This window comes from Bacillus sp. FSL M7-1020 (assembly GCF_038050415.1).
GTDB lineage: Bacteria > Bacillota > Bacilli > Bacillales > Bacillaceae_G > Bacillus_A > Bacillus_A toyonensis.
The window spans coordinates 2,103,857-2,120,161 of the sequence record NZ_JBBOTW010000001.1 but is presented as its reverse complement, the minus strand read 5'-3'; the positions used below and the strand labels follow the sequence as shown (position 1 = coordinate 2,120,161).

The window sequence follows — 16,305 nt, the reverse complement described above, 5'->3', positions numbered from 1 at the left end:
AAACAAAAAAGACAGATTCCTTTTATAATAAGAATCTGTCTTTTTTAATTAATAATGATAAATTGCAAAATAATTGAAGACCCTTGCGATGGTGGTTGATTATCCAATAAAGTTAGTTTACCTGTACTAACTTCATAAAATGGTTGTGGTTGCAGAATCCCATTAATAAACAAATTAATATATGAAACCTCACTAGGTGATAATATATTCGTTGTACCATATTGAGCTATCCCATCTGCGTTTGTATATATAAGTTTCTCTCCATCTGAAAAAGTATAATATAACAAATTTGTTGTTGTTATGGGGCCAATCCCCCCAGTAGGACCTGTTGCTCCTGTTATCCCTGTTATCCCTGTTACTCCCGTTGCTCCCGTTGCTCCCGTTGGCCCTGTTGCTCCCGTTGGCCCTGTTGCTCCCGTTGGCCCTGTTACTCCTGTTGCTCCGGTTGCTCCGGTTACTCCTGTTACTCCTGTTGCTCCTGTTACTCCTGTTGCTCCCGTTGCTCCTGTTACTCCTGTTGCTCCTGTTGCTCCTGTCGCTCCGGTTGCTCCTGTTACTCCTGTTACCCCTGTTACCCCTGTTACTCCCGTTGCTCCTGTTACTCCGGTTGCTCCTGTTACTCCCGTTGGCCCTGTTACTCCGGTTGCTCCCGTTGGCCCTGTTACTCCCGTTACTCCGGTTGCTCCGGTTGATCCGGTTATTCCTGTTACTCCTGTTGCTCCTGTTACTCCTGTTGCTCCCGTTGCTCCTGTTACTCCTGTTACTCCTGTTGCTCCCGTTGCTCCTGTCGCTCCGGTTGATCCGGTTACTCCGGTTACTCCCGTTACCCCCGTTACTCCGGTTGATCCCGTTACTCCCGTTACTCCTGTTACTCCTGTTGCTCCGGTTACTCCTGTTGATCCGGTTGATCCGGTTGATCCGGTTGATCCGGTTACCCCTGTTACTCCTGTTGCTCCGGTTACCCCTGTTACTCCGGTTGCTCCTGTTACCCCTGTTACTCCGGTTGCTCCGGTTACTCCGGTTGCCCCCGTTACTCCGGTTGATCCCGTTACTCCCGTTGCTCCTGTTACTCCCGTTGCTCCCGTTGGCCCTGTACTTCCAGTCGGAACATAAATTGGTGGAAGAACTGGAAATGTAGGTCCAATATTCTCAGGTCCTATCCTACCTTTATTCATTGATAATTTATCATTCCGCTTCAATTCAATACCTCATTCCACACGTTTTTAACTAACATACATTATTATGACTCTATTATTAAGAAATAACTTCATAACTATTCTTTTTCTTTCCAAATGATTCATATATTTATTAAACATTTTACCGTTACTATAAACTACTACTATTAATAGAATAAAATGATAGTTCCATTCTAAAAATACTACACTTATTGGTATCTAATTTAAAAATGAGGTGATTTATATGCAAGATAAAAATGAAAAAATAAAAGAAGAACTACTATCAATGGCTCTTGAAATAATTCTTCCATACAGACTTACAGGACCTACTGGGAATACTGGGTCTACCGGAAGTACTGGACCTACCGGAAATACTGGACCTACCGGAAGTACTGGACCTACTGGAAGTACTGGACCTACCGGAAGTACTGGACCTACCGGAAGTACTGGACCTACCGGAAGTACTGGGTCAATAGTTACAACAAACTCTATGTTCGCTAATAATACATTAGGTGGTCCCATCTCAGTTATATTAGGTGGAACTAATATTCCACTTTCTAATAACCAAAGCCTCGGTAATTTTACAGTTAACGCTTCAAACGATGTATTTACAATTCCTGTAACCGGAAGATATCATTTAACCTATCAAGTTAATACGACAACTTCTCTACTCGCTGGAACAAGGTTACTATTAAACGCTTCAACTCCACTTTCTGGCTCTATTTTTTCTCCCGCTATATCAACTTCAAATTATAATAATAATTTAATTACTAATTTAATTGCTGGTAATACAATTTCACTTCAATTATTCGGTATATTATCCATTGTTAATTTAGTTGGAGGTGGTTCAACAGGTGCCTCTCTAACAATTATACGAATCGATTAAAAAATGATTCATTCTTTTTCTAATACACATTATTAAATACCAAGTCTGTCATAATAATAAGAACCACTCAATTATTTCATGGCGTTGATTACGTAACACAGAACAAATTGCACTATATTTATAGTAGAAACTATCTATACTAAATTTTCCGTATATACATTATCAATTTACACTCACCCTTACCGATGTTACATTAAATATGAAGACAGTTTCTCCTTTACGAACCATCTCTCAATACGTATTTGAGAAACGTACTCCAATCCTATACGCGAGAGCAATACTATGTTGACACTCAAACGAGTGTCTTTTTTTGTAATTTAACACAAAATAAAAACCACCTTGTATAGATGGTTTTATCTTTTATATATATAAATGCACACTTATGTAGCTGGGTAATAAATTGTCATGCTTAATCGAGTCAACGATTTCCCTAAATTATGATAAGAGTGTGATCTATCGGCCTTAAAACGAATGGAATCTCCACTATTTAATTTATACTGACAATTATTCACTTTTATTGTCAATTCTCCTTCAAATACCGTTATAAATTCTTCTGCTCCTTCTTTATGCCCTTCTGAACTCAGTTCCCCTTCTGTTTCTATTTCAACTGTATACATTTCAAAATTTCTATCATCTTGAAAAGGAAAAGAAGGATACACTTTATATCTCCCATTATCTTCAGACAATACTTGAACATCATCCCGTAAAACAACTTTTATATCGGGTTGTGGATTATTGATTAAAGAAGTAAAAGACACTTTCAATCCATTAGCAATTTTCCATATTGTTGTTAGTGTCGGACTTGATTCTCCTCTTTCAATTTGTCCAATCATCGTTTTACTCACTCCTGTTAATTGAGAAACCTTTTCTAAACTTAATTTTTCTTTTTCTCGTATTGTTTTTAAATTTTTCGCTAGAATAAGTTGAATTTCTTCCATAAAAAAACACCCCTACACTATATACAATATAACGACCGTTATGTATAATAAAAAGTACACGTTATATTGTTCTTTTCGGTCATTATAACACACAAAAATAATAAGGGGGTTTTGAAATGCCTATATTTTCTTTTTTATTATTTGTTTTTATAAGTAGTTTCACACCCGGCCCTAACAATTTTTTAGCTATGACATACGCCAATCAATACGGGTTAAAGAGGAGCATGCAATTTTGCTTTGGAGTAGCTTTCGGCTTTTTCATCCTCACTTCTTTATGTAGTTTCTTTAATGTAGTACTACTTAATATCTTACCCATAATCGAATTCCCTTTAAAAGTTTTAGGTGTAACATACATGTTATATTTAGCTTTTAAAATACTCACTAGTAAAGGCAGTACGAATCCCAGTGAAAAAGATAATAAAAACTTATTTACAGTGGGGATTTCTCTTCAATTCGTTAACCCTAAAGGGATATTATTCGGACTGACTGTAGTATCGACTTTCATACTCCCTTACTACAATTCATATTCAAGTTTTCTACTTTTTTCATTATTTCTAGGTGTAGTCGGTTTAATGAGTACATGTAGTTGGAGTTTATTTGGTTCAATATTCCAAAAATTATTAATAAAACATAACCAATTATTTAACATCATTATGGCCGTTTTATTAGTCTTCAGTGCCGTTTCAATCGTTATACACTAGTTCAATGCTCATTCTAATTTTAGATTTTTGTACTTTTTCATACCAATCTATATTTCCTAATCTTTGTCCTTAATGTCATAAATATTTAGTTTCCACACCCATCTGTTTTTTATTCACATACTGCCCTTAACTAACTACTTTTCTCTAGTAGAACTTTGATATGGGAATATTGTTGTACACAGATCCGCCCTTATTTATTCTCGTATTACCAGCCTATAACCTTTCATACCGTTTCATTGAGCACCTGATGCTGGATCGGAAATAAAGTATGGTAATCCCTTTAAAGTTTTTTCAATTCTAGATTATCTATCTTCTAAAACAAAGTACTCAAAAAAGAAAACCACAACTTAAAACATTAGTTGTGGTTTTCTTTTTTCGTAATATTCACTTTAAAGTCTATTTATAATAATACTGAAAAATACGGTATAATATAAGTTACTGTTCTTTGGGAGGGTTATAATGTCTGATAAGTATAAAATTTTCATTCTTATTGTTACCGCATTTTTTTCTTTCTTTTCCTTAATAAAAGATTTCCGCAACACTTCAAAAAGTTTCTTTTGGGGTAGTTTTGTAATTCTTACAAGCTTCATAATACTTTTAACACTCGCTTTAGATTTAACTCAAGTACTCCTATATTCAACGCAGATAGCGCTTGAGATTATTACAATACCACGTAAACTATTTCTACCATCTGTCACTGAGGCCGCTAGTTTTTGCTAACAACTCGTAATTCTAAAAAAACACATAAATTACATACCTGAACAACTGTATATTCTACCCTTTTTGTAACTTAACTATGTTTAATCCGCATTTTTGCAACCTCAAACGCTATTCATATGTTTTACCAGAGATTCAAGGTGATACTGTCAAAGTATTTAATGAAAGACTATTGGGTTTAGCAATGTTTACAATCATTAAAAATGCGGTTTCTCTTTTCTACAGAAACCGCACCACATGAATATTATTATTAAATTTTAAACTGACTCGTATACAATTCAAAGTAAAATCCTCGATCTTCCATGAGAGATTCATGATTCCCTCTTTCTAAAATACTCCCATCCTTTATAACTAGGATTTGATCTGCCTTTTCAATCGTTTTGAGTCGATGAGCGATTACGAAACTCGTTCTACCTCTCATTAAATTGTTTAATCCTGCTTGAATTTGCAATTCTGTTCTCGTATCAATATTAGATGTCGCTTCATCAAGAATTAATATGTCCGCATCTGCTAAAATTGCCCTTGCAATCGCAAGAAGTTGTTTTTGTCCTTGACTTAAATTCGATCCTTCTGAAGCAATCTCTGTTTCATATTGTTTCGGTAAATGTTTAATAAAAGAATGTGCCGATGCAGCCTTTGCTGCATTGATTACTTCTTCATCACTTGCATGTAATCGTCCATAACGGATATTATCCATAATTGTCCCAGCAAATAAATACGTATCTTGTAAAACTACTCCTATTTTACTTCGTAAAGAATTGATATCATAATCTTTTATATCTTTTCCATCAATATGAATTTGTCCTTGCTGTATATCATAAAATCGAGTTAATAAGTTTATGATTGTTGTTTTTCCCGATCCCGTTGGACCAACTAAAGCAATTGTCTCTCCAGGCTGTGCCTTAAGACTTACTTCTTTTAAAATTGTTTTATTCTCCACATAACCAAACGAAACATTCTCAAGTTCAACATGCCCATGTATATTTTGTACAACGAATGCGTCTTTTTTATTTTGAATTTCTGGTACCTCATCCATAATTTCAAAAACACGTTCTCCACCCGCAACTGCCGCTTGAATCGTATTCATTAACGTTGCAAATTGACTTAGTGGTCTTGAAAATTGACGAGAATAATTAATAAACGCCGCAATGACACCTACTGTTGTCATACCGTTTAATACCATAACGGATCCAGTCCCAATTACAAGCCCCATTCCTAAGTTATTAATAAAGTTCATACTCGGAAAAATAAAAGCTGAAAATGTATCAGCCTTCGTTGCTGAAATTCTTAGTTGTTCATTAATTTTATTGAAATTTTGTACGGTTTCTTTTTCTTTCCCGTATAACGTTGTAACATCCGCGCCTGTTATAGCTTCTTCAATAAAACCATTTAATTCTCCTAAATCTTTTTGACGCTTTGCAAAGTTTTTACCACTATATGCAACAAGTTTTTTTGTAACGAAAAACATAATAGGTACTGTAATTAAAGTTACAAGTGCCAAAATCCAATTTAATGAGAACATCGCAATCGTCACACCTATAAAGGTTAACGCTGATGAAATAATCTGTACGACACTTTGCGTCAACGCTTGATTTAAATTGTCAATATCATTTGTCACACGGCTCATTAAATCACCTTGAGAACGTACATCAAAGAACCGTAAAGAAAGCGTTTGGATTTTCTCAAATATATCTTGTCGTATTTTTTGAATTGTCTTTAATGCAACATTAATCATGACATACGTTTGTAACCACGTTAAAAGCACCGTTACACCGTAAATTGCAATAAGTAACATACACATTCTTGCCGTACCGTTTAAATCTTTCGGTACAATATATTGATCTATAATTACTCCCATAAAATATGGACCTAATAACCCAAGTAATGTCGTAACAAATACTAGAAATATAACGAACATTAGAGCAGCCTTTTCATACCCCATATAGTTCCAAATCCGCTTTACAGTACCTTTAGTATTTTTAACTTTTCCACTCTTAGGCGAGTTACGTCCACCTTTATTAGCAAATTGTCCTTGAAAATTACGCATGTTCTTTCCCACCTTCTTTATGCAAATTACCACCTTGGGAAAGATAAATTTCCTGATATACCTCACATTGTTCTAGCAGTTGTTCATGTGTACCATCACCAACTAATTCACCATTATCTAATACGAGAATTTTATCAGCATCTATTATAGATGAGATTTTAGAAGCAATTAATAATGTCGTTGTTCCTTTATATTCTGTTCTTAATGCCGATTGAATGTTCGCTTCTGATTTCGCATCAACTGCTGATGTAGAATCATCTAATATAAGAATAGATGGTTTTCTCACAAGCGCTCTCGCAATGGATACACGTTGTTTTTGTCCACCTGATAAATTCGTCGCACCTTGTGTTAAGTTATAATGATACGATTCTTCCAACTTGTTAATAAACTCAGTCGCACACGCAGATGAAGCTGCTGTTTCCAATTCATCGTGTGTTGCATCTTCTTTACCGTAACGTAAATTCTCTTCTATACTTCCTGAGAACAACAATGCCGTTTGAGGTACAAAACCTATTGAAGCACGCAATTTTTGTAAATCGTACCTCTTAACATTTATTCCGTCAATACAAATTTCACCTTGCTCAATATCATATAAGCGTGGTAGCAGTTTAGCTAAAGTAGACTTACCACTCCCTGTAGAACCGATAATTCCTACTTTTTCACCTTTACGTATGCTGAATGAAATATCTTTTAAAACGTATTCATTATTTTTCGTATAACTATAACTAACATCTTTAAAATCAATATTTCCTTCGATTTTCTCAGGTTCAATTGCGTTAGCTTCGTTCATAATATCAACTTCAGTATTTAAGACTTGTTGTACACGATCCGCAGATGGAAAAGCTCGAGCAATTTGAATAAATACCATACTAATAGACATAAGTGCCATTAAAATGATATTCAAATAGTTTATAAATGCTAAAATCGCACCTACTTGAAGAGTTCCATTAAATACTTTTTCTCCACCAATCCATAGTGTTGCGACAATCCCACCACTTACAACTAGCATAATAATTGGCATCATTAAGGAAATAAGTTGCACAGCTCGAATATTTATCTTCGTTAAATTTGTATTCACATTTCCAAACTGAGAAATTTCATATTTTTGTCTTACATACGCTTTTATAACACGTACACCAGATAAATTTTCTTGTAACTTTGTATTCACTTTATCTAATGCTTCTTGCACCTTTTTAAACGTTCCACTCGCTTTACTTGCAATTAAAATAATCGCAAGTAATAAAATTGGTACAACTACAAGTAATATTGGAAATAACTCCCTCGCTGTTACAAAAACAATAATTATACTTCCGATAAATAACAAAGGGCCACGAACGAGAACACGTAAAGTCATCGTCATCGCCGATTGAATTGATGTAATATCATTTGTCACAATCGTTAATAATTTTCCGGTTCCAAATGTATCCCGATTTTTACTAGAAAATGTTTCTATTTTTGTAAACACATCTTTTCGTATGTCTGTAGCGAAATTTACAGCTGCTTTTGTAGAATACATCATACACCCAAGTCCTCCAACTAACCCAAGTGCCGCTGCTCCTATCATAAGAAGCCCCATTTTTATTACATAATTCAAATCCCTATTTGCAATCCCAACATCAATAATATGTTGCATAATAGTCGGTTGAATTAAGTCCATCGCAACCTCAAGTACCATAAATAGCGGTCCAATAATAGCGAAGAACATGTATGGTTTTAAATACTGTAATAGCTTGCGAAATGATTTCATACATAATCTCCTTTTTCCATGAAATTACCACTGAGTAATTCATACCCCTCCTTATTTAAACCCTATAGTTTGTAATTTCTTCTTTACTTTTATTATATTATGCAAATTAATATTTAACATTATTAAATGATAAGCATTAATGACTTTTCGGTCAATAAATGTGCTTTATAAATATACAAATACAAAAACCGCATTCTTAATGAAAAGAATGCGGTTTTTTATCTATATTTCTTCAATTGTAAAATCGAAAAACTCAGTCTCAAATCCTTTATTTTTAGAAGGACTACACGTGTAAAAGCCTATTTTAACAGGCTCATTCCCTATATCCTCCATTAAATGAGCGATTCTTATTTGTTCCCATCGCTGACTTATTTTCACATATATTGAATAATCACCGCGTTTTCGAATAATTCGAAAACGAAGTTGTTGCTTAGCTGCTTCAGTTGGATAATCTTGCGTTGACCAGTCAGAATATCCATTATTCGTTACGACAGCACCTAAATGAGATGGCCCCTCAGGGATATACTCTAAAGAAGTTTTTAACCAACAGTTCTCCGAAATCATAACAAAAAGACCTGCTTGATCGTATGTCGCATTTGGACTCATACGTAACTGAACTTCAGCCTGAAAATCTGTCATAATCTCATTATAAAATACATGACCATTCATTATTTCAAAGCCATAATGTGTTTTCAGCCAAAAATCTGTTTCTGCCTTCGAATGGACAATGAATGTATGATTTTCTTCCAGTTTGTAATATTTAGGTACATTCATTACGGTAAGTTGCTCAATATGATTTGGTATATATGATGTTTTCATAATTCCTCCATAAAAAAGCAATTAAATTAATATTTAAAACTCGGTTAACACCGGGAATTTATAACCTTTAAAATCTAATTCCTTATTACTTCGAACCATTAAATACTTACTAGTCTGTAATTCTGTATATTGTACATCATCAATTCCTAATTGATCTGGGCAAAAATAAAATTCAATCTCCTTAAATTCCCCAGAGATTTCCTCACATAATTCATCTAAAATCGGAAGTACCGGAGCAAACACTCCATATAATTTTAGTTTTTGATTTTCTATTGTAAAAACAATCAACGTATCTAATTTCTCTGAATAATATAGGTTTTCATTCCATGTTGAATCATACATATTTAAATAAAACGAAGAGCGGTAATTTAACGTTGAAAATGTATTAGAAAGCCTTTGGCCATTTTCAATCATCTCATGTATTAATTGTCTATCCTCTTCATTATAAAAATCTAACTTTTTAAGTTGAGAATCTTTATCACTCTTGTTTTCGTATGATAGTTCCATCAAATATTCTTGCACAATTTGAAAACCAAATGGTTTATATAGTTCTGGATTTTCAGTAAATAAAAGCGCACACTCACATTGCTCATCAATTTCTTCTATCATCTTACTAAACAATTGTTTCATTAACCCATGTCGACGATGATTCGGATGTGTCATTACCGATTGAATACCCACTGCATTTATTTTTTCACCATTCATTAAAAGCGGAAGTGAAAATGCAGCAACATTCGCAATCACTTTGTTATCTTGTAAAAATGATAAAGCTTTATATGTATAATCCCAATATCCTTTCTCCGTAAAATCACGTAATGTTTGACTCTCAATACCAAACACTTCTTCAAATAAAGGAAATAACTGCTCTCTTTTCGGTTCTTCTATTAGAAGATTTGCAAATTTTTCAACATTCCCCATGTTGTCCCTCCATACTTCAATTCCATAAAATTATATATGGTTATATGACCTGACCTTAAAATAATAGGTCTTACAAATCAATATACTATCATAAAATATAAAAAAATAATCCAATTAATTTTATGTTTTCACAATTAGAAAAAAAGTCGAATAAAAAAATATTAAGATTTTTGTATATTAATAAGGTTATTATATAAAAACAGTGCTTTCTAGTTAGTTTTTACTATTAGAAATGCACTATTTATAAAAATATTTTTTTATTCTTTTATTCCTTCAAGCCTCTCCTTCGTATTTATTTCTTCTCCCCTCAGTCGCTTTTCAAATGTCTTTCTCCAACTAGTAGAAAGTGCATGTACTTCTAAAATTCTCTTTATCCCTTCTATATTTTGTTTTTCCTTATGCATAATACGATTAGCAAACGCTACTGTAATACTTATTGGATCAGACTTCAGCAACTTTAACGTATCAACTGGCGATACCCACCCTTCTTTTAATACACGAAAATAAAATCCTGTATATCCTGTTTCTTGAAAATACAGTGGTAACTTTGGAATATTGTATTTCTTAGCTAACTTAAAACAAGGTTGCCTTGGTTGCGTTACTTGTACTATCGCTTCTCCGAGCTCAAACGTATCACCGATACAAACATCCTCTTCACGCATACCACTTACTGTTATATTTTCTCCGAATGCTCCATATTCAAGGTCTTGATTCAATGTTTCTTCCCAATAACTATAATGTTCACCCGAATACACACAAACCGCTTTATCCACCCCTCCATGATGAACTAAATCCGCCTGACCATCACCTTTAAATTTTAAAAATGATAAATATATAGGTTCCTTTGTTTTCGTTTTATTTATACCCGTATGAATTAATTTTCCTCCATACATAACTTCTTTTGGGAATCCTATATTTAGTGATAATACCTCATATAATTTATTCATCATAATTGCCTCTCTCACTTTCCGCACAATTTTTTAAAAGATTGATTTATTATTTCAAAACCTTTATCAATTTCTTCATTTGAAATAACTAGAGGCGGTAAAAAACGTAGTACATTATCAAATATCCCTGCCCCAATACTTATAAGCCCATTCTTCCAGAATTCATCAATTAATTGTACTGTTAGTTCTTTTGCTGGTTCTTTTGTTATACGATCCGTTACAAGTTCCATTGCAACCATTGCACCAATTCCACGAACGTCACCTATGACTTCGTATTTTAATTGCATTGCATGTAAATGTGACATTATTCTATTTCCAATTTGTTGAGCTCTTTCAACTAGGTTTTCTTCTTCCATAATTTCAAATACAGCAAGACCGGCTGCGCATGATAACGGACTTCCTGCAAAGGTCCCACCGATTTGACCCCTTCCAGGAACATCCATAAACTCAGCGCGCCCAACAATCGCACTTAATGGTAAGCCTCCAGCTATTGATTTTGATAATGCAATAATGTCAGGTTCTATATTAAAATGTTCCGTTGCAAACCATTTTCCAGTTCTGCCAAATCCAGTTTGCACTTCATCCATGATCATTAAAATTCCATATTGATCACAAATTTCCCGGATTCGTTTTACAAATAAAATGGAAGGAACAATAAATCCCCCTTCTCCTTGTACTGGTTCCATTACGATTGCCGCTACTTTTTCAGGTGATACTTCCTCTAAAAATTTTTCAAACTGATAGATGACTTGAGAATCCACTTCTTCAGAAGAAACTCCTTCTGCAGCTCTGTAATAGTACGGATACGACAATATATGCATGTCTGAAACGAACGGGCCAAATCCTGCTTTATATGGGTTTTCTTTCGTTGATAAAGACATCGTCATTAATGTTCTCCCATGAAATCCTCGTTCAAACGAAATTACTTTACTTCTCCCTGTTACTTTACGTGCGATTTTTACAGCATTTTCAATCGCTTCCGCACCACTATTTGCAAACATCGTTTTTTTCTTACTTGTTCCTGGTATTTTTTCATTAATTTTCTCTGCTAAAGCAATATAGTTTTCATATGGAGTTACATGAAAACAAGGATGAATAAATGACTTTGCTTGTTCTTGTACCGCTCTTACAACTTTCGGATGACAATGACCAACATTTTGCATTCCAATACCACCAGCAAAATCAATAAACTGATTCCCATCTACATCTGTAATGATCGCTCCGCTAGCTTTTTTTACATATAAAGGTGTTAAATGATATATTCCTGTCGGTACAGCCTCCTCATACCTTTTTTGAAGTACTTTTGAATAACTGCCTGGTAATACGCTCGATTTCAACAATTCCTCTTCACCTCATCTAATCTTTATCATCAATCTATTTCTAATAAAGTGATTATAAATCGCACAAAACCATTGTTCAATTCAATTATTTATATAATAATGATAGGTATATCCTATGATTAAATTTGAGGTGATTCCAATCGAATTACGACAATTAGAATACTTTTTAGCTGTTTCGAAAGAATTGCATTTCACAAAGGCAGCCGAAAAATTAAACATTTCCCAACCTTCACTAAGTCAACAAATACGTGCGTTAGAACATGAAGTAGGAATGCCACTTTTCGATCGAATTGGTAAAAAGATATCTTTAACTGAAGCAGGAAAGATTTTATTATCACATAGTAAAACCATTTTTCATGAAGTCGAACAAGCCCGTTCTGCTATCCAGGACTTAAATGGATTACAGTACGGATCCTTAACAATCGGCTCATTGTTAACCGTTGTAAATTATTTACTACCGCCAACCCTTTTACACTTCAATACTCTTTATCCAAACATTGAGCTTTCTGTGTTAGGACTTCGCACAGGAGAAATTCGCGAAAAATTGTTTCAAAACGAATTAGATATTGGTATTACATTTCTCCCGGTACAAGATAAAGAAATTGTTTCTATCCCGCTATATAAAAGTGAACTTACATTAGTTATTCCAATCGGTCATCCTTTAAGTGAGCTTGATCACGTGTCTATTAAAGAATTACAGAACTACCCTTTAATCCTTCTACCAAAAAACTTTTATTTAACAGAACTACTTACGACCTATTGTCAAAACTTTAGCTTCAAACCAAAACCAATTTTAGAAATTAGTACGATGGAATCTTTAATTCAAATGGTTTCAAAAGGTATGGGAATTACAGTGTTACCCAAACCGTATATAGACTTTTTGCAAAACGAAAACATTCAAGCTATTAAAATAGAAGATCCTACTCCAACTATAGATATAGGACTGATTTATAGAAAAGATAAATATATGTGCGCTGCAACTCGAGAATTTATTGAGCAACTAAAAATAACAGTACATTCTTTACAAAACTAATGGATATTTATAAAAACACTATAAAAACTAATTCATTTTAAATTCTCACTAAAATAAAAACTAGGATACTTTTACAATCAATAGTTTCCTAGTTCTTATAATACATGTGTAACTCTATTATGCTAAATGATTCCCTTTTCCACCAACGTCTCTGCGATTTGAACTGAATTCCAAGCCGCACCTTTTAACAAATTATCGGAAACGATCCAAAGATGGAATCCTTTTGGCGTATCAGGGTCTTTCCTAATTCTTCCGACAAACGTATCTATTTTCCCTTCTGCATATAATGGCATTGGATACAGCTGTTCACTAGGATTATCTTGTAAAATAACACCTGGTGCATCGAGCAGTACTTCTTTAATTTCTATAACAGTTGTTTCTTTTTCAAGTTCTATATAAACTGATTCTGAATGACCTGATACAACTGGAACACGTACACAAGTAGCTGCCATTTTCAGGTTTGGGTCTTCTAAAATTTTCTTCGTCTCTTGAATCATCTTTACTTCTTCAAAAGTGAAATCATTATCAGTGAATATATCTACTTGAGGCAGTACATTAAACGCAATTGGATAATGCTTTTTATCTTTTTTCACTGGTAATATAGCACTCTTCACTTCTTCACCTGTAAGCATCGACTTAGCTTGTTCTTTTAATTCATGAATCGCATGAATTCCAGAACCTGATACAGCTTGATAAGTGGAAACGATAATTCGTTCTAAACCGAATGATTTTCGGATTGGCTGAAGAGCTGTTACCATCTGTAATGCTGAACAATTCGGAACTGCAATAATACCGTTATGCTCCTTTAAAGTGTGTGAATTAACCTCTGGAACAACGAGCGGTACATCGTGCACCATTCGGTACTCACTTGTGTTATCAATTACGATTGCGCCACTAGAAACTGCGTGATTTACAAATTGTCTAGACACTTCTCCTCCAGCACTGAAAAAGGCAATATCTACACTTTCAAAACTAGTTGTTTTTGCCTCTTGTATTATAATCTCTCGCCCTTTAAATTGTACTTTCTTACCAGCAGATCGTTTTGACGAAAGGAATGTAACTTCAGCTATATTAAACTTTGTTTCTTGTTCTAACAGTTCAATAATTTTCTGACCTACTGCACCTGTAGCTCCAACAACAGCTACATGATAGCTCTTTTTACTCATTTTTTCTCCTCCAATACTGCTTACATGAATTTCCCCACAACATAATATTAAAAGAAATTTAATCATTTGAAAAATTGAAATACATGATATAATCATTCACAAATCATGATATTAAAAGAGGGGTCACTTATGGAAATGAGACATGTTAAAACATTTTGTGCCATTGTTAAGCATGGCGGTTTTTCTAAAGCTGCTCTTGCATTAGGTTATGCGCAATCTACTGTTACAGGGCATATAAAAGCATTAGAAAACGACTTACATATCCCTCTTTTCGATCGATTAGGGAAAAAAGTACTTCTTACAAAAGCAGGTCATCAATTTCATCCTTATGCATTAGAATTACTTGCTATTTATGAAAAAGCACAAGAAATCCCTCAAAATAATGATTATTTGGAAGGGACGTTAAGTATTACATCTAACGAATCGTTAGCAGTGTACCGTTTACCACAATTATTACGTACTTACAAACAGCAAAATCCGAAAGTAAATATCGTTCTTGAGACTACTACAAATGAACATGCACTGAAAAAGCTACATGAAGGAGAAACAGATGTTATCTTCTTAATTGGTGAAAGTATAGCACATAACGATTTTATTATACGTACTTTTTGTAATGAAACATTCGGATGGATTTTACCTATTCATTCCCCCGTACAGGAAAATCCATTTCGTTTATTACAGGATACTCAGTTTATTTTTACAGAACAAAGCTGCGGTTATCGACCAATGGTCGATCGTTTTTTGCGTCAAAGTGGAAATATTCTAGAAAAAACATTTGAAACTTCTAATGTTGAAGTCATTAAACAAGCTGTTATGTGTGAATTAGGAATTTCAATTCTTCCTTACATCGTTGTACAAGAGAATTGTCAAAAGGAACAAATACGTTTTCAACCTATCGAAACTCCAGCCGTTATTCAAAGTCATGTAATCTATCATAAATCTAGATGGATTTCCCCGGTACTACAGTCGTTTCTTTCCTTACTAGAGCGAGGCTAAATTATTAAAAATGTGCACAAAAAAAGAGTAACTGCCTAAAAAGCACTTACTCTTTTTCATTGATAAGTATATTATTTGTTAGCCTGTCCCCCACCTGCAATTAATTTACTACCTGAATATGTACCTTTTTGCATAAACACTTGATTAATTAATTCTTTTTGTTCAGCTTGCGACATTATTCCTTTTCCTTCTCCTAAATTCCCACTTTGCAATTTCCAAATTTTATTATGATCCACATCAACCTTTTCATATTTCCCTTGTTTCCATCGTTCTAAAATATCCACATATGTATTTTTTTGTGCAACATCATTACTATTTATAATTTCAAGTAAACTTTCAATACGTTCTTGTGTGATAAAAATATAGCCCCATTTTTGTTCAGCTTTCGTTTTTTGGTGTGCCATTTCATGTAACGCTGTCTGTATGTTCTCATCTGTCCATTTAAAATTTTTATTAAAACCACTATTAGGTAATGAATGATTGCCATTTTCTAAAAGCTTCGCATCTTCGGCTTTTACATTACTATCAGCTAGCACTTCTACTGCCGGAGCTGCTGGCGTTGACTTTTTCGCAACTGGTTTACTATTATTCAAATAATAAAGCATACCATATGTTAAACCTACTCCGATTACTGCCATACCAGCTATAATACCGATTATTTTAAATAGTGTTTTCATCTCGCTTATTTCCTCCCAAATATCTCTGTTCTTACTACCTCATTATTTCTTATATAAAACAGTTCCTTCATTCAAAATAGTTCATCCCATCCCCTACCATATTATTTATATATATTTCCTTATATTGTATTTCTTTTTTTGTAAAATTGAAAGATTATTCCGTCAAAATCCAAAAATATTCTACAAAATTTCCCTTTA

Annotated in this window: 15 protein-coding genes; 5 read left to right on the top strand and 10 right to left on the bottom strand. The window is 33.8% G+C overall.

Translation table 11 applies throughout. The features are described from left to right. Nucleotides 1-44: 44 nt before the first annotated feature. Nucleotides 45-1,199 carry a DUF4183 domain-containing protein gene (locus MHB70_RS10790; RefSeq protein WP_341343685.1) on the bottom strand — a complete coding sequence of 385 codons (1,155 nt, stop codon included), beginning with the start codon at nt 1,197-1,199 and terminating at the stop codon, nt 45-47. A gap of 220 nt (nt 1,200-1,419) precedes the next feature. On the opposite strand from MHB70_RS10790, the gene MHB70_RS10785 reads away from it, so the two are divergent. Then, the gene (locus MHB70_RS10785; RefSeq protein ID WP_061529967.1) at nt 1,420-2,061 is read left to right on the top strand and encodes a BclA C-terminal domain-containing protein; all 642 of its coding nucleotides are present in this window, start codon (nt 1,420-1,422) and stop codon (nt 2,059-2,061) included. Nucleotides 2,062-2,441: 380 nt separating this feature from the next. On the opposite strand, the gene MHB70_RS10780 is transcribed toward MHB70_RS10785, so the two are convergent. Further along, nucleotides 2,442-2,999, bottom strand: a complete 558-nt coding sequence (locus tag MHB70_RS10780; RefSeq protein ID WP_000391306.1) for a helix-turn-helix domain-containing protein — start codon at nt 2,997-2,999, stop codon at nt 2,442-2,444. Nucleotides 3,000-3,115: 116 nt separating this feature from the next. On the opposite strand from MHB70_RS10780, the gene MHB70_RS10775 reads away from it, so the two are divergent. Both MHB70_RS10775 and MHB70_RS10770 read left to right on the top strand, forming a co-directional pair. Next, entirely contained in the window at nt 3,116-3,700 is a 585-nt protein-coding gene (locus MHB70_RS10775) for a LysE family translocator (protein ID WP_001121301.1), read from the top strand. A 459-nt stretch (nt 3,701-4,159) separates the two neighbouring features. Next, the gene (locus MHB70_RS10770; protein WP_061529966.1) at nt 4,160-4,420 is read left to right on the top strand and encodes a hypothetical protein; all 261 of its coding nucleotides are present in this window, start codon (nt 4,160-4,162) and stop codon (nt 4,418-4,420) included. A 247-nt stretch (nt 4,421-4,667) separates the two neighbouring features. Here the strand turns inward: MHB70_RS10770 and MHB70_RS10765 are convergent, their stop codons facing one another. The 6 genes from MHB70_RS10765 to gabT all read right to left on the bottom strand — a co-directional run bounded on the left by MHB70_RS10765 (nt 4,668) and on the right by gabT (nt 12,235). Further along, complete coding sequence (locus MHB70_RS10765) at nt 4,668-6,464, bottom strand: ABC transporter ATP-binding protein (RefSeq protein WP_001243546.1); 1,797 nt, start codon at nt 6,462-6,464, stop codon at nt 4,668-4,670. Beyond that, nucleotides 6,457-8,211 (bottom strand): ABC transporter ATP-binding protein, encoded by a 1,755-nt coding sequence (locus tag MHB70_RS10760; RefSeq protein WP_000834798.1) that lies wholly within the window; start codon nt 8,209-8,211, stop codon nt 6,457-6,459. The genes MHB70_RS10765 and MHB70_RS10760 overlap by 8 nt, the downstream gene beginning before the upstream one ends. Before the next feature lie 222 nt (nt 8,212-8,433). Continuing rightward, nucleotides 8,434-9,030, bottom strand: a complete 597-nt coding sequence (locus tag MHB70_RS10755) for a DUF1349 domain-containing protein (RefSeq protein WP_000858459.1) — start codon at nt 9,028-9,030, stop codon at nt 8,434-8,436. Between the two features lie 33 nt (nt 9,031-9,063). After that, nucleotides 9,064-9,948: a GNAT family N-acetyltransferase gene (locus tag MHB70_RS10750; protein WP_000528654.1), complete on the bottom strand. Its 885-nt coding sequence runs from the start codon at nt 9,946-9,948 to the stop codon at nt 9,064-9,066. A gap of 257 nt (nt 9,949-10,205) precedes the next feature. Beyond that, entirely contained in the window at nt 10,206-10,898 is a 693-nt protein-coding gene (locus tag MHB70_RS10745; protein WP_002038647.1) for an MOSC domain-containing protein, read from the bottom strand. Between the two features lie 11 nt (nt 10,899-10,909). Next, a complete protein-coding gene (gene gabT, locus MHB70_RS10740; protein ID WP_000920471.1) occupies nt 10,910-12,235 on the bottom strand; it encodes a 4-aminobutyrate--2-oxoglutarate transaminase in 1,326 nt (441 codons plus the stop codon). A gap of 130 nt (nt 12,236-12,365) precedes the next feature. On the opposite strand from gabT, the gene MHB70_RS10735 reads away from it, so the two are divergent. Beyond that, complete coding sequence (locus tag MHB70_RS10735) at nt 12,366-13,268, top strand: LysR family transcriptional regulator (protein ID WP_079519513.1); 903 nt, start codon at nt 12,366-12,368, stop codon at nt 13,266-13,268. A 122-nt stretch (nt 13,269-13,390) separates the two neighbouring features. Here MHB70_RS10735 and MHB70_RS10730 read toward each other — a convergent pair whose 3' ends face one another. After that, on the bottom strand, nt 13,391-14,434 hold the full coding sequence (locus tag MHB70_RS10730; RefSeq protein ID WP_061529965.1) for an aspartate-semialdehyde dehydrogenase: 1,044 nt from the start codon (nt 14,432-14,434) through the stop codon (nt 13,391-13,393). A gap of 105 nt (nt 14,435-14,539) precedes the next feature. Between MHB70_RS10730 and MHB70_RS10725 the strand changes: the two genes are divergently transcribed. Beyond that, nucleotides 14,540-15,430 carry a LysR family transcriptional regulator gene (locus MHB70_RS10725; protein WP_002038649.1) on the top strand — a complete coding sequence of 297 codons (891 nt, stop codon included), beginning with the start codon at nt 14,540-14,542 and terminating at the stop codon, nt 15,428-15,430. A gap of 71 nt (nt 15,431-15,501) precedes the next feature. Here MHB70_RS10725 and MHB70_RS10720 read toward each other — a convergent pair whose 3' ends face one another. Continuing rightward, complete coding sequence (locus MHB70_RS10720; protein ID WP_000853589.1) at nt 15,502-16,107, bottom strand: PRK06770 family protein; 606 nt, start codon at nt 16,105-16,107, stop codon at nt 15,502-15,504. Nucleotides 16,108-16,305 lie beyond the last annotated feature (198 nt).